This is a genomic window from Marinobacterium nitratireducens (genome assembly GCF_014645375.1).
In the GTDB taxonomy this organism is placed as follows: Bacteria; Pseudomonadota; Gammaproteobacteria; order Pseudomonadales; family Balneatricaceae; genus Marinobacterium_A; species Marinobacterium_A nitratireducens.
On sequence record NZ_BMLT01000002.1, the window covers coordinates 64451 to 78753 of the forward strand.

Genomic DNA, 14303 nt, shown 5'->3' on the forward strand with positions numbered 1-14303 from the left:
GTCAGACTCTCCCAAGAATCAGCAAATGGCGGGCGCCTTCCGTTCCCGGTACCCGCAGCGGGTGACTGGACTTGAGATCGTATCCGGCTGGCAGCGCCCGCAGTTCGTCTTCAGGATACAGCCCTTTCATTGCAAGAAAAACACCATCCCGGCGGCACAGCGGTGCCGTCCAGTTGATCATTTCCTCGATAGACGCAAAAGCGCGGGAAATGACCTGCTCGAAGGGCTCGAGACCGCAACTTTCGGCGCGTGCGTTGACCACACTCAGGTTGTCGAGACCCAGCTCGGATTTGACCTGCAGCTGAAACCGGGTCTTCTTGCCGTTACTGTCGAGGGTTGTCACGGCCACGTCCGGACGGCAGATCGCCAGCGGGATGCCCGGCAATCCCGGACCCGAGCCGACGTCCAGCAGGCGCGGACCGGAGATATACGGCAGTACGCTGAGGCTGTCGACGAGATGGCGGTCCACCATCTCGGCAGGATCCCGAACCGCGGTGAGGTTATAGGCGCGATTCCATTTCACCAGCAACGCCAGATAGGCCATCAGCCGGTCCGCCTGTTCCTGGGTCAGCTCGATGCCCATTGCACCGCTTTGGCGCAACAGCTGTTCTCTGAGTCGGGTATCCATCAGCCGGTCGCCTGCTCCCTGCCCTTGCCCTTGCCGATCTGGTGTTTCTTCAGGAACACCAGCAGCAGCGAGATTGCCGCCGGCGTCATACCCTGGATTCGTGATGCCTGGGCGATAGTCGCGGGTCTGACCGATTCCAGCTTCGTGCGCAGCTCGTTGGACAGACCGCCAACGCGGCCGTAATCCATGTCCGCAGGCAACGGCGTGTTTTCCTGCCGGCGCATCTGCTCGATCTCGTCGCGCTGGCGCTCGATATACCCGGCGTACTTGAACTGAATCTCGACCTGCTCGGCCACCCGGATGTCGCTTACCGGTTCACCCTTGAACCCGGCGATATCGGCGTATTCCAGCTCCGGCCGTTTGACCAGATCCGCCAGGTTGTATTCGCGCGTCAGCGGTGTCTTGAGTTTGGCGTCCAGCGATCGGGCCTCATCGCTGCCCGGCTGGATCCAGGTGTCACGCAGGCGCTGCTGCTCGCGTTCGATCGCTTCGCGCTTTTGGCAGAAGGATTGCCAGCGTTCGTCGCTCACCAGACCCAGCTCCCGGCCTTTTTCGGTCAGGCGCAGGTCGGCATTGTCCTCACGCAGGATCAGACGATACTCGGCCCGGCTGGTGAACATCCGGTACGGCTCAGAGGTTCCCAGCGTGATGAGGTCGTCGACCAGTACCCCGATGTAGGCCTCGTCTCGGCGCGGGTACCAGGCATCGCGCTCGAAGGCGCGGTTGGCGGCGTTGATACCGGCCAGCAGGCCCTGGGCGCCCGCTTCCTCATAGCCGGTGGTGCCATTGATCTGACCGGCAAAGAACAGCCCCTGGATATGTTTGGTCTCCAGGGAGTGCTTCAGATCCTGCGGGTTGAAGAAATCGTATTCGATGGCGTAGCCGGGCCGGGTGATATGGGCATTCTCGAAGCCCCGGATCGAGCGCACAGCCTCGAGCTGGATATCGAACGGCAGGCTGGTCGATATGCCGTTGGGATAAAGCTCGTGCGTGGTCAGGCCTTCCGGCTCGACGAAAACCTGGTGAGAGGTCTTGTCGGCGAAACGCATGATCTTGTCTTCCACCGAAGGGCAGTAGCGCGGACCGGCTCCGGCAATAACGCCGGTATACAACGGCGAGCGGTCCAGTCCCTTGCGCAGTATTTCGTGCGTGCGCTCGTTGGTATGGGTAATGAAGCAGCTGATCTGCTGCGGATGTTCCGACAGATCGCCCAGGTAGGACATGACCGGGGTCGGAGTGTCCCCCGGCTGCTCCTGCATCACCGAAAAGTCGACACTGCGGGCGTCGATACGTGGCGGAGTGCCGGTCTTGAGCCGGTCAACACGAAGCGGCAGTTCGCGCAGACGATCGGCCAGGGCGATGGAAGGCGGATCGCCGGCACGACCGGCCGAATGCCTTTCGAGACCGATATGGATCAGACCGCCGAGAAAGGTGCCAGCCGTCAGAATAACGGAGGTGCCCTGAAAGCGGATTCCGGTCTGGGTCACGACCCCCCTGACGGTATCGCCTTCGACAATCAGGTCGTCGGCGGCCTGCTGGAAGATCTGCAGATTTGGCTGATTTTCCAGGATATCCCGAATCGCGGCCTTGTAGAGCACTCGGTCCGCCTGGGCCCGGGTAGCGCGTACGGCGGGTCCCTTGCGCGAGTTCAGCGTGCGAAACTGGATGCCACCACGGTCTGTGGCCCGTGCCATGGCCCCGTCGAGAGCATCGATCTCCTTGACCAGATGGCTTTTGCCTATGCCACCGATGGCAGGGTTGCAGGACATCTGACCCAGCGTCTCGATGTTGTGGGTCAACAACAGTGTTTTGGCGCCCATGCGCGCAGCCGCCAGCGCGGCTTCAGTGCCCGCATGCCCACCGCCGATCACGATCACGTCAAAACGACCTGGATAGTCCACCTAAAGTACCTCTAGCACGGTTGGGCCACTGACGTACCGACAGCACCCGAAATCGAAAGGGGCCTGATTATACTCGCATGCGTGGACCATTAAAATGTTCAAAAAACGATCAGCCCGCTTCTGTCCAACTTTCTTTTATATCTCTTAAATAAAGAGATCTTTATATATGTGTTTTATTGTGCTTTGTGATTATTGTCTCTCTGCCTAACTGTTCACAAGGCAAGAAAAGCTATTTAAATCATGAAGATACATTTGGCGGTAGGTTGTTTGGAAACTGCGTGCCCGTGCGGTGTAAGCGGGGGATGAGCTGTTGATGAAAGTGGCGGTTCTGCACAGGCAAAGTTACCCACATCGTTAACCCCAGAGCAGTCCATCCCCTATTCACAGCTTTTGTTATTCACAGAATAGAAAAGTGGTTGAGTCACCAAGGCATGGCCCTTGCTGTAGGATTCCTGTGTGTAAGTGGGTTGTGAACAGTCTCGGGATGTCCCGAGGGACCTGCACTGGTGTTGTGTATAACAACAACGATCAAAAAAAGGATGCGCCTTATTGTGTTGATAGTTTCTGTTGAAAAGTGAAATAAGTCATTATATTACATTGAGTTGTATCTTTAATAACCCGGTAGTTTAGCTGTAGGTCAACGGGGGTATAAGCGGTTGAGAAGCTTGGGATATGGCAATATGCACAGGCTGCTTTTACGAAGAACGGACAGCTGCAATACAGAATTATCCCCGCGGTGTGGGTAAGTTGACTGTTACCTCATCTTGTGAGTAAAAATTATTTTATACACAGAGATTCCCCGCGTGGCCAGACAGCGGGTATGGAGCGCTTGAAAGTGGATGGCGGGGATATCCTGGCGGCGGGCTGCCGCTCCCTGCACACTGAGACTCAGACATAGAGACGGGGTGAGCTCCGGGAGAGCGGTGCCCTCCCGGGACCGGGAGGGCGTGCAGGAGAAGCGATCTAAGCGACCTTACTTGCCGATGCAAAAGCTCGAGAAAATGCGGCCCAGCAGGTCGTCCGGGCTGAATTCGCCGGTAATCTCATTGAGCGCCTGCTGTGCCTGACGGAGATCTTCGGCCAGCAGTTCGCCGGCGCCGTTGCACTCGAGCTGGTCGCGGCCTGTCTCCAGCAGCTGATGAGCTCTTTCCAGCGCATCCAGGTGCCGCCTACGCGCCATGAAGCCTCCTTCGGTGGTGCTCTCATAGCCCATGCATTCCTTGAGATGCTCGCGTAGCAATTCGACGCCTTCCCCGCTTTTGGCCGACAGCGAGATCAATGTGTACTCTCCCTGCCGCCTTGCCTCGATCTTTTCGCCGCTTCGGTCGGCCTTGTTGCGAATGACTGTCACTCGGGACAGGTCGGGCAGCTGCTCGACGAAATCGTGCCAGAGCTGGTCCGGGTCAGTTGCGCTGGTTTCGGTGCTGTCGGCCATCATCAGGATGCGGTCGGCCTTGCGGATCTCCTGCCAGGCGCGGTCGATGCCGATGCGTTCCACTTCGTCAGGAGCGTCACGCAGCCCGGCGGTGTCGATGATGTGCAGGGGCATGCCATCGATATGGATATGCTCGCGCAGCACATCGCGGGTGGTACCGGCGATATCGGTGACGATGGCGGTCTCGCGTCCGGCAAGCGCATTGAGCAGGCTCGATTTGCCGGCATTCGGCCGCCCGGCGATGACCACGTTCATGCCCTCGCGCAACAGGCTGCCCTGCCGCGCCTCGGACTGAACCGACTCGAGCTGGTGCAGTATGTCCACAAGATCCCCAAGTACCTTGCCGTCGGCGAGGAAGTCGATCTCTTCCTCGGGGAAGTCGATGGCGGCCTCGACATAGATGCGCAGCTGAATCAGCGCTTCGACGAGGCTGTGAATCCGGCGCGAGAACTCGCCCTGAAGCGAGCGCAGCGCGCACTGGGCCGCCTGTGCCGAGCTGGCGTCGATCAGGTCGGCGATCGCCTCGGCCTGGGCCAGGTCGAGCTTGTCATTGAGAAAGGCGCGTTCCGAAAACTCGCCAGGTTTGGCAAGGCGTGCGCCTAAAGTAAGCGCTCGCTTCAGCAGGCTGTCCATGACCACGGGTCCGCCATGGCCCTGAAGTTCCAGCACGTCCTCGCCGGTGAAGGAGTTCGGGCCCGGAAAGTAGAGTGCGATGCCCTGATCGATCTGCTCTCCCGCGGCGTCGAGGAAGGGGCCATAGTGGGCGTAGCGGGCTTGGGGCTCGATGCCGAGGATGCTGCGGGCGATATCCGCGGCCCTGCGGCCCGATACGCGGATGATACCGACACCGCCGCGTCCGGGTGGTGTCGCCTGGGCGGCGATGGTGTCCTGATTGATCAGACTCATAATGGCAATTGAACAGTAAAGAGTTTACAGAAAGCACGGATGTAGGGTGCTGCTGAGCGTAGCGAAGCGCACCATTGAGTTGAAGGTGCGGTGCGCTTCGCTTACCGGCACCCTACACATAAAAAAGGCTCCCGAAGGAGCCTTTTTCATCTTAGCCGGCTTTGGCTTCCGCCGTGCCGCCTTCGATCTGCTTGTTGATGATGTACTGTTGCGCGATCGACAGTACGTTGTTCACCACCCAGTACAGCGTCAGGCCGGCCGGGAACCAGAGGAAGAAGAAGGTGAACACGATCGGCAGCATCTTCATGATCTTCGCCTGCATGGGATCCGGCGGAGCCGGGTTCAGCAGCTGCTGGATAAACATGCTCACGCCCATCAGGATCGGCAGGATGAAGAACGGATCCTTGAGCGAGAGGTCATCCAGGTACAGGAAGCTTGCCTGGCGCAGCTCGACGGATTCCATCAGTACCCAGTAGAGCGCGATGAAGATCGGCATCTGCGCCAGAATCGGCAGACAGCCACCCAGCGGGTTGATCTTCTCCTTCTGGTACAGCTTCATCATTTCCTGCGACATCTTCTGGCGATCGTCGCCGTATAGCTCCTTCATGCGCTGCATTTCGGGGCCGAACTTGCGCATTTTCGCCATCGACTTGAATGCCTTGGCGTTGAGCTGGAACAGTGCGGCCTTGACCAGGATGGTAATGCAGATGATTGCCAGACCCCAGTTACCCACAAGGCTGTGGATCCAGGTCAGCAGGGTGTGAAGCGGCGAGGCGATCCACCACAGCCAGCCGTAGTCCACGGTCAGCTTGAGATCTTCCTGTGCGGCAGCCAGCTGCTCCTGGTCCTTGGGACCGGCATAGAAGGTTGCCGAAACGGTCTGCTGCTGGCCCGGCTGAACGGTCAGCGACGGCGAAATGAAGCCGGCGATGTAGTGACCGTTCTGCTTGCGGGTGCTGTAGGTGTACTCGGCACCGGGCGCCGGAATCCAGGCGCTGACGAAGTAGTGCTGTACCATCGCCACCCAGCCGTCCGGCGAGCGCTGCTTGAAATTGCCGTCGTCGATATCGCCGAAGTCGACCTTCTGGTAGTTGTTCTCCTCGGTCGAGAAGATCGCCCCCAGGTACGACTGCATGCCCATGTTGTTGGTCGCAGAGGGGTCGCCGCTGCCGTCACGCTTGATCTGTCCGAACAGATTCGCGCTCCAGGCCTGCTGGCCGGCGTTGTCGATGATGAAATCCAGTCCGACCTGGTAGGAGCCGCGGGTGAAGCTGTAGCGCTTGATCACCTTGACGCCGCTGGCGTCGGTGAACGTCAGGTCGACGTTGAGTGTGTCCTGATCGCCGAGATCGAAGTCGGTGGCCGTGACGCTGTAGCTGGGACGGCCGCTCGCGGAGGCGTCGGGGCCGTTGCTGCCGACCAGGCCGCTCTGCGCCACGTAGGTGCGGTTGGCGGTTTGCTCCAGCAGCATGAATGGCTGGTCGGAACCGGCGGTCACCTTGTACTGGGGCAGGGCCACCTGGATGATATCGCCACCCTTGGTGTCGATGACCACATTCAGTACATCGGTAGAGACGTGAACCAGCTGAGCCTTGGTCTGCCCGCTTTCGCTGGAGACACCCGGTACGTCAGCGCTTACTTCGCCGCTGGCTGTTTCAGCGCTCGGCAGTTCGCTGCCGTTCTGGTCGCTGTACGCCGAGACGGAAGTCTGGGCCTGCGTCGTTGGCGGTTTGGTGCCGTAATCTTCGTTCCACTGCAGTACCAGCACGTAGGAAATCAGTGCCAGCGCAGCAAACAGTATGACTCGCTTTACATCCATGGCGTAAGGATCACTATTTCTGCGGGTTAGCTTTCTTGGCCTTGTGCTTCAGCCGGGACCAGCACTTTTTCATAAGCTGATGCAGTTCTTCGGGTTCGAGTTCATCCAGCCCTCGACGCGCGAGGATGACGATATCGACCGGGGGAAGCCTGTGCTGATTGAGGCGAAAGGATTCGCGAATGATACGTCGAATGCGATTGCGTTTCACGGCTCGACGTACATTTTTTTTGGAGATGACAAACCCGATCCGGGGATGGTCGAGTTCGTTGAAGCGGGCAAGGATCAGAATGGGCTGATCCGGTACTTTCAGGGAAACCTGATCGAAGACGCGTTTAAAACCCTCGCCAGTCAGTATTCTGAGCTGGCGAGGGTATTCGAATCCGGCCATCCACTGCTACCAGACCAAAAGCGCGAGTGCCTCAGGCACTCAGACGCTTGCGGCCTTTGGCACGACGACGGTTCAGTACCTGGCGACCGTTCTTGGTGGCCATGCGAGCACGGAAACCGTGGGTACGCTTACGCTTCAGTACGCTGGGTTGGAAAGTTCTTTTCATCGCTTCAGTCCTACTTAAGTCAGCCCTCGCTAACACTAGAGGGTTGTTAGGCGGCTGGAGTCCAAGGGGTAAAAATCAGACGCGGCACTATACCGGAATGCTGGTTACGCCGCAATCATTTTTGCTCTATTCGCCACAGGCATGACGATGCTTTCGCCTGTCCGGAAGGCCCATAGCGCAACTTTCAGTTCCCGGAGGTTTTCCTTCCTGTTTTGTTGATAACTCTATAAATATCAATTTAAACAATGATAAGTGGTGTTGATAGCCTGTTATATAAGTTGTCATTAAGCTGAGATTAACCGCTTTTCCCCTGTCTGCGGGCGGGGATTCCGAGTTTTCCGTCCCGGAATCCACATTGATTCAGGCGATTTCGCGCTTGCGGAAAATAAGTTATCAAACATTGTGGATAACTGCGTTTTAACCCGCTAGAATCAGCCGCTATAAGTTGCCAGAGCGGCGTGCAGCTGCCCCAGAGGGAGAACCGATGTCCACCGAGTTGTGGGAACAATGCTTGAGAAGCCTGCAGGAGGAGTTCCCGGCTCAGCAGTACAATACCTGGATCCGGCCGCTGCGTGCGGAAACCGGAAGCGAGGGCCGGTTGGTGCTGCTGGCGCCCAACCGCTTCGTGCGCGACTGGGTCAATGACCGTTTCATCAGCCGTATCCGCCAGGTTGTGTGCGAGGTCACCGGTGACATCAGTGCCGACGTACGACTCGAAGTGGCGCAGCACGGCAGCGGTGCACTGCGTTCCCCTGCCCGGCCCGCGATGGCGCCGCTGCGCAGCCGTCCTGTCGCGCCCCCGCGTGATCCGCGGCCCGCTTCTCCTCCGCCGGTAGCGCAGGCTCCGGCTTACGATCCGGCGGCGCAACCGGTCTATCAGGAGGGGTACGCCGCATCGGAGCCGGCCCAGCCCGCAGTGCCGGAGCCGCAGCTAGAGCTGGATATGGCACCGCCGGAGCCCGCCTTCGCACCGCTGAGTCCGCGTCATGAGCGTCAGAAAGTGGTGGATGTCGAAGGTGGCGTCAAGCATCAGTCGAACCTCAACCCGTCCTTCACCTTCGAGTCGTTCGTACAGGGCAAGTCGAACCAGCTGGCACTGGCGGCAGCCCAGCAGGTGGCGGACAACCCGGGCGGCTCCTACAACCCTCTATTTATATATGGCGGCGTCGGCCTCGGTAAGACCCACCTGATGCATGCGGTGGGCATGGAGATGCTCAAGCGCAATCCCAATGCCCGCATCGTCTACCTGCACTCCGAGCGCTTCGTGGCCGACATGGTCAAGGCGCTGCAGCTCAACGCCATTAACGACTTCAAGCGCTACTACCGTTCGGTGGATGCGCTGCTGATCGACGATATTCAGTTTTTCGCCGGCAAGGAGCGGTCGCAGGAAGAGTTTTTCCACACCTTCAATGCCCTGCTCGAAGGCGGCCAGCAGATGATCCTGACCAGCGATCGCTATCCCAAGGAGATCAACGGCGTCGAGGAGCGCCTCAAGTCGCGCTTCGGCTGGGGACTGACGGTGGCGATCGAGCCGCCGGAGCTGGAAACCCGCGTCGCCATCGTCATGAAGAAGGCGGAGGAAGCCAAGATCGTGCTGCCGGACGATGCGGCTTTCTTCCTGGCGCAGAAGATCCGTTCCAACGTGCGTGAACTCGAGGGGGCGCTCAAGCGTGTGATCGCAAACGCCCATTTCACCGGCAACGCCATCACCACGCCGTTTATCAAGGAGTCGCTGAAAGACCTGCTGGCGTTACAGGACAAACAGGTTAGTATTGATAACATTCAGCGGGTTGTCGCCGACTACTACAAGATCAAAGTGTCCGACTTGCTCTCCAAGCGCCGCAGCCGGTCGATTGCGCGGCCGCGCCAGGTCGCGATGAGCCTGTCGAAGGAGCTGACCAATCACAGCCTGCCGGAGATCGGCAATGCCTTTGGGGGTCGCGATCATACTACCGTGTTGCATGCCTGTCGTAAGATCAAGGAGCTGCGGGAGAGTGATACGGACATCAGAGAAGATTATCAGAATCTGCTGCGTCATCTGACGGCGTAGTATTCGGATCGTAACAAGGTAAGATCGCCATGAGATTCGTCATTTCGCGCGAAGCGCTAATCAAGCCCCTGCAACTGGTGGCGGGCGTCGTCGAGCGTCGTCAGACCCTGCCGGTGCTGTCCAATATCCTGCTGGTCGCCGAGGGTGACCAGCTGTCGATGACCGGTACCGACCTCGAGGTCGAACTGGTCGGTCGCGTCACCCTCGAGGAGCCGGCCGAAGCGGGTTCTGTCACGGTGCCGGCGCGCAAGCTGATGGACATCTGCAAGTCCCTGTCCGACGACGCCCTGATCGAGCTGACGCTGAACGGCCAGAAGATGGTGATAAAGGCCGGGCGCAGCCGTTTCAGCCTGTCGACGCTGCCGGCAGCGGAGTTCCCCAATGTCGAGGACAGCCCGCAGGCCATGGAGCTGGAGCTGACACAGGGGCGTCTGCGCAACCTGATCGACCAGACCGGCTTCTCGATGGCGCAGCAGGATGTGCGCTACTACCTCAACGGCATGCTGCTGGAAGTGCTCGACGGTCAGCTGCGCGCGGTCTCGACCGACGGGCACCGGCTGGCGACCTGCGTTACCGAGGTGAAGTCCGATGCCGGTGCGCAGCACCAGATCATCGTGCCGCGCAAGGGCATCCTGGAGCTGGCCCGCCTGCTGCAGAACGGTGAGGAGACGGTCCGTCTGGTGGTGGGCGCCAACCATATTCGTGCCCATGTCGGTGACTTCATCTTCACCTCCAAGCTGGTCGACGGCAAGTTCCCGGACTACCAGCGCGTGATTCCGCGCAATGGCAACAAGTACATGATCGGCGACCGTCAGGGACTGCGGCAGGTACTGAGCCGTATCGCGATCCTGTCGAACGAGAAGTACCGTGGCGTGCGGCTGTCGCTGACCAGCGGCAATCTGCAGGTGATGGCCAACAACCCGGAGCAGGAAGAAGCCGAAGAAACCGTGGCGGTGGATTACGACGGCGACTCCCTGGAAATCGGCTTCAACGTCAATTATCTGCTCGACTGCCTGTCGATCCTGAACTCGGAGCAGGTGCGCTTTACCCTCTCCGACGCCAACAGCAGTGCGCTGATCGAAGGCGTTGATGAAGACGGCAGCCTTTATGTCGTCATGCCGATGCGGATGTAATCCGCGCCGGCGCTGCAACGGCCGGGCAAGTCCCCGGCCGCTGTTCCCCCTGCCCGACAGCCTCCAATGCCGATTAGAAAGCTGCATATACAGCATATCCGCAACCTTGCGGACGTTCACTTCGATCCCTCGCCCCGGATCAATATACTGCACGGCGCCAATGGCAGCGGTAAAACCAGCCTGCTGGAAGGCATCCACTTTCTCGGCCTGACCCGTTCCTTCCGCACCAGTCAGCTGCGCCATCTGGTGCGAAGCGGCGACGAGTCCTGTCTCGTCTTTGCGCAGGTCGAGGCCCTGCCGGGAGGCGCGCTGCAGCCGCTCGGCGTCGAACGTCGTCTCGACGGCGAGGTGCGGATGCGCCATGCCGGTCAGAGTATCGAGCTTGCGCAGCTGGCGCAGCTGTTGCCGCTGCAGGTGATCGACTCCGACACCTTTCTGCTGCTCGAGGGCAGCCCCTCGATCCGGCGCCAGTTCATCGACTGGGGCGTGTTCCACTCCGACCGCGCCTTTATTCAGCTCTGGCGCGGCTTTCGCCGGGTGCTGAAACAGCGAAACTCGCTGCTTAAGTGTGGTAAAATCGACCCTCGGCTCAGGCGAATATGGGATCGTGAATTTGTCGCCTTTGCCGAGCAGATAACGCAGCTGCGCGAGCAGTACATCGAGCTGCTGAAACCGGACTTCGAGGCCACGCTCGGGCGCCTGCTGGGCGGTGTCGCCGTGGAACTCAGGTTCAGTCCGGGCTGGGACCGCAAGACCCCGCTGGATCAGCTGCTCGAGGACGGGCTGGCACGGGATCTGAAACAGGGTTTCACCGGCGTCGGTCCGCAGCGCGCGGACCTGAAGCTGAGGGCGGACGGTCACAACGCTGCCGAACGCCTGTCCCGCGGGCAGAAAAAACTGGTGGTCAGCGCTCTCAAGCTGGCCCAGGGCGCCCTGTTCTATCGTCTGAACAACCGGCCCTGCATCTACCTGATCGACGACTTGCCGTCGGAACTGGACGAGCGGCACAGCCGGCTGCTCTGTCAGTTTCTGGAGGAAACCTCCAACCAGTGCTTTATCACCTGCGTCGATCCCGCCGCACTGGACGGGATCTGGCGTCCGGATACCGCAGTCAGCCGGTTCCGGGTCGAGGCGGGAGCCATAAGCCCTGCCGACTGATTCACCGGGCCCCTGAGCGGGCCTGATCACCGGTGCTTCGCGGGCACCGGCCATTGACCTTAGTGGTTGATGGAACCCCTTGAAATCGAGGGTCTTCGCGATAACGCGCCCGATTTCAGGGGTGACAGTCGAGCCGGTCGGGACGACCGGTTCGGTTGCCAGGTTAACAGGAGATGATGATGAGCGACGAAAACCAGAGCTATAACTCCTCGAGCATCAAGGTACTCAAGGGACTCGATGCCGTACGCAAGCGTCCCGGCATGTATATCGGTGACACCGACGACGGTACCGGCCTGCATCACATGGTGTTCGAGCTGGTCGATAACTCGATCGACGAAGCCCTGGCCGGCCACTGTTCCGAGATCAAGGTCGTCATCCATCCGGACGAGAGCGTGAGCGTCGGCGACAATGGCCGCGGCATCCCCACCGAGATGCATGAGGAAGAAGGCGTGTCGGCGGCGGAAGTCATCATGACGGTGCTGCACGCCGGGGGCAAATTCGACGACAACAGCTACAAGGTGTCCGGCGGCCTTCACGGCGTCGGTGTCTCGGTGGTCAATGCCCTTTCCAGCGAACTCAAGCTCACCATTCGCCGGGCCGGCCAAGTACACGAGCAGATCTACCATCACGGCGTACCGGACGAGCCGCTCAAGGTGGTCGGCGAGACCGATCTCAGTGGCACCAGCGTGCGTTTCAAACCGTCGCCCGAAACCTTCAGCCACATCGCTTTCCAGTACGATATTCTTGCCAAGCGTCTGCGCGAGCTGTCGTTCCTCAACTCTGGCGTGCGCATCGTGCTGCGTGACGAGCGCAGCGGTCGCGAGGATGTCTACGAATACGAAGGCGGTCTCTCTGCCTTCGTCGAGTTCCTGAACCACAACAAGAGCACCGTCAACAAGGTGTTCCACTTCAACGCCATGCACGAAAACGGCGTGGGGGTGGAAGTGGCGCTTCAGTGGAACGACAGCTTCCAGGAAAGCATCCATTGCTTCACCAACAACATTCCCCAGCGTGACGGCGGTACCCACCTGTCCGGTTTTCGCACCGCCCTGACGCGCTGCCTGAACAACTACATCGAAGCCGAGAGCCTCAATAAGGGCAGCAAGATCGCCACCACCGGTGACGACTGCCGCGAGGGCCTGACCGCAATCATCTCGGTCAAGGTGCCGGATCCGAAGTTCTCGTCCCAGACGAAGGACAAGCTGGTGTCGTCCGAGGTCAAGACCGCGGTCGAGCAGATGATGGGTCAGCAGTTCGCCGATTTCCTGCAGGAAAGCCCGCAGGAAGCCAAGGCGGTGGTGTCGAAGATGATCGACGCGGCGCGTGCCCGCGAGGCGGCGCGCAAGGCGCGTGAAATGACCCGCCGCAAGGGGGTGCTCGACGTCGCCGGCCTGCCCGGCAAGCTTGCCGACTGCCAGCAGAAGGACCCCGCGCTGTCCGAACTCTACCTGGTGGAGGGTGACTCCGCGGGCGGTTCCGCCAAGCAGGGCCGTGATCGCCGCAACCAGGCGATCCTTCCGCTCAAGGGCAAGATCCTCAACGTCGAGAAGGCGCGCTTCGACAAAATGCTGTCGTCGGTCGAGGTCGGCACCCTGATCACCGCGCTGGGTTGCGGTATCGGGCGCGAGGAGTTCAACCCCGACAAGCTGCGCTACCACCACATCATCATCATGACCGATGCCGACGTCGACGGCTCGCATATCCGCACCCTGCTGCTGACCTTCTTCTTCCGGCAGATGCCGGAGCTGATCGAGCGCGGCCATATCTATATCGCACAGCCGCCGCTGTACAAGATCAAGAAGGGCAAGCAGGAGCAGTACCTCAAGGATGACGATGCCCTCGAGAATTACCTGCTGCAAGGGGCGCTCGACGGTACCAGCTTCCATGTCAACGAAGATGCCCCACCGTTGAGCGGCCCGTCGCTCGAGGCGCTGATCAACGAGTACCGCATCGTCGACAAGCTGATCAACCGCCTCGGCATGCTGTATCCGACGCAGATCCTTCGGCAGACGCTGTATATGCCCACGCTGACGGTCGAGCAGCTCAAGGACCGCGCCGCTGTCGAGCGATGGAGCGAGCAGTTGTGTCAGCGCCTGGCCGGTATCAGCGTCGGTAACGAGCAGTACAGCTGCGAGATCCTAGAGGACCGTGAGCACAGCCAGTATCTGCCGAGAGTGACGCACCTGCTGCACGGCGTGGAAAGTTACTACAGCTTCAACGAGGACTTCTTCGCCTCGCGCGATTACAAGGCCATCACCACGCTCGGCGACAAGCTGGTATCGTTGCTGGAAGAAGGCGCCTACATGAAGCGTGGTGAGCGCGTGCGCCCGGTTTCGAACTTCGAGGAAGCCATGAACTGGCTGCTCGACCAGTCGCGCCGCGGATACTACATTCAGCGCTACAAGGGTCTTGGTGAGATGAACCCGGAGCAGCTTTGGGAAACGACCATGGATCCGGAGTCCCGTCGCATGCTTCAGGTCACCGTCGATGACGCCATTGCCGCCGACCAGCTGTTCACCACGCTGATGGGCGACGAGGTGGAACCGCGCCGCAACTTCATCGAGTCAAACGCCCTGAGGGTGTCCAACCTCGACGTTTGATGGCGACGAAACGCGCAGTATGAAAAAGGCAGCCCTCGCGGCTGCTTTTTTGTTGAAGCGGTGGTTTGGGGGAGCCGCAGAGGCATGCGTTGTGGGCGTCGCAGAAGGATTCAGACGGC

General features: G+C 60.0%; 10 protein-coding genes. 4 read left to right on the forward strand and 6 right to left on the reverse strand.

What is annotated here, in order from left to right; all coding sequences use genetic code 11:
• Nucleotide 1: 1 nt before the first annotated feature.
• The 6 genes from rsmG to rpmH form a co-directional block, all read right to left on the reverse strand.
• Nucleotides 2-628 carry a 16S rRNA (guanine(527)-N(7))-methyltransferase RsmG gene (gene rsmG, locus IEX85_RS03355; RefSeq protein ID WP_188858319.1) on the reverse strand — a complete coding sequence of 209 codons (627 nt, stop codon included), beginning with the start codon at nucleotides 626-628 and terminating at the stop codon, nucleotides 2-4.
• Nucleotides 628-2529 carry a tRNA uridine-5-carboxymethylaminomethyl(34) synthesis enzyme MnmG gene (gene mnmG, locus IEX85_RS03360; RefSeq protein ID WP_188858321.1) on the reverse strand — a complete coding sequence of 634 codons (1902 nt, stop codon included), beginning with the start codon at nucleotides 2527-2529 and terminating at the stop codon, nucleotides 628-630. The genes rsmG and mnmG overlap by 1 nt, the downstream gene beginning before the upstream one ends.
• Nucleotides 2530-3502: 973 nt before the next feature.
• Nucleotides 3503-4870, reverse strand: coding sequence for a tRNA uridine-5-carboxymethylaminomethyl(34) synthesis GTPase MnmE (gene mnmE, locus IEX85_RS03365; protein WP_188858323.1), 1368 nt, complete (start codon nucleotides 4868-4870; stop codon nucleotides 3503-3505).
• Between the two features lie 151 nt (nucleotides 4871-5021).
• Complete coding sequence (yidC, locus tag IEX85_RS03370; RefSeq protein ID WP_188858325.1) at nucleotides 5022-6689, reverse strand: membrane protein insertase YidC; 1668 nt, start codon at nucleotides 6687-6689, stop codon at nucleotides 5022-5024.
• A 13-nt stretch (nucleotides 6690-6702) separates the two neighbouring features.
• Complete coding sequence (gene rnpA, locus IEX85_RS03375) at nucleotides 6703-7077, reverse strand: ribonuclease P protein component (protein ID WP_188858327.1); 375 nt, start codon at nucleotides 7075-7077, stop codon at nucleotides 6703-6705.
• A gap of 31 nt (nucleotides 7078-7108) precedes the next feature.
• A complete protein-coding gene (gene rpmH / locus IEX85_RS03380; protein ID WP_010324470.1) occupies nucleotides 7109-7243 on the reverse strand; it encodes a 50S ribosomal protein L34 in 135 nt (44 codons plus the stop codon).
• 484 nt (nucleotides 7244-7727) lie between these two features.
• On the opposite strand from rpmH, the gene dnaA reads away from it, so the two are divergent.
• The 4 genes from dnaA to gyrB all read left to right on the forward strand — a co-directional run bounded on the left by dnaA (nucleotide 7728) and on the right by gyrB (nucleotide 14184).
• Nucleotides 7728-9293: a chromosomal replication initiator protein DnaA gene (gene dnaA / locus IEX85_RS03385; protein WP_188858329.1), complete on the forward strand. Its 1566-nt coding sequence runs from the start codon at nucleotides 7728-7730 to the stop codon at nucleotides 9291-9293.
• A gap of 29 nt (nucleotides 9294-9322) precedes the next feature.
• Complete coding sequence (gene dnaN, locus IEX85_RS03390) at nucleotides 9323-10426, forward strand: DNA polymerase III subunit beta (protein WP_188858331.1); 1104 nt, start codon at nucleotides 9323-9325, stop codon at nucleotides 10424-10426.
• 66 nt (nucleotides 10427-10492) lie between these two features.
• A complete protein-coding gene (gene recF, locus IEX85_RS03395) occupies nucleotides 10493-11584 on the forward strand; it encodes a DNA replication/repair protein RecF (protein WP_188858333.1) in 1092 nt (363 codons plus the stop codon).
• 179 nt (nucleotides 11585-11763) lie between these two features.
• Nucleotides 11764-14184, forward strand: a complete 2421-nt coding sequence (gyrB, locus tag IEX85_RS03400) for a DNA topoisomerase (ATP-hydrolyzing) subunit B (RefSeq protein ID WP_188858336.1) — start codon at nucleotides 11764-11766, stop codon at nucleotides 14182-14184.
• Nucleotides 14185-14303 lie beyond the last annotated feature (119 nt).

Bases quoted from the DNA above. Each gene is read 5' to 3' on its own strand.
- rsmG (WP_188858319.1), bottom strand. From the start codon at position 628: ATGGATACCCGACTCAGAGAACAGCTGTTGCGCCAAAGCGGTGCAATG.
- mnmE (WP_188858323.1), bottom strand. From the start codon at position 4,870: ATGAGTCTGATCAATCAGGACACCATCGCCGCCCAGGCGACACCACCC.
- yidC (WP_188858325.1), bottom strand. From the start codon at position 6,689: ATGGATGTAAAGCGAGTCATACTGTTTGCTGCGCTGGCACTGATTTCC.
- rnpA (WP_188858327.1), bottom strand. From the start codon at position 7,077: ATGGCCGGATTCGAATACCCTCGCCAGCTCAGAATACTGACTGGCGAG.
- rpmH (WP_010324470.1), bottom strand. From the start codon at position 7,243: ATGAAAAGAACTTTCCAACCCAGCGTACTGAAGCGTAAGCGTACCCAC.
- dnaA (WP_188858329.1), top strand. From the start codon at position 7,728: ATGTCCACCGAGTTGTGGGAACAATGCTTGAGAAGCCTGCAGGAGGAG.
- dnaN (WP_188858331.1), top strand. From the start codon at position 9,323: ATGAGATTCGTCATTTCGCGCGAAGCGCTAATCAAGCCCCTGCAACTG.
- recF (WP_188858333.1), top strand. From the start codon at position 10,493: ATGCCGATTAGAAAGCTGCATATACAGCATATCCGCAACCTTGCGGAC.
- gyrB (WP_188858336.1), top strand. From the start codon at position 11,764: ATGAGCGACGAAAACCAGAGCTATAACTCCTCGAGCATCAAGGTACTC.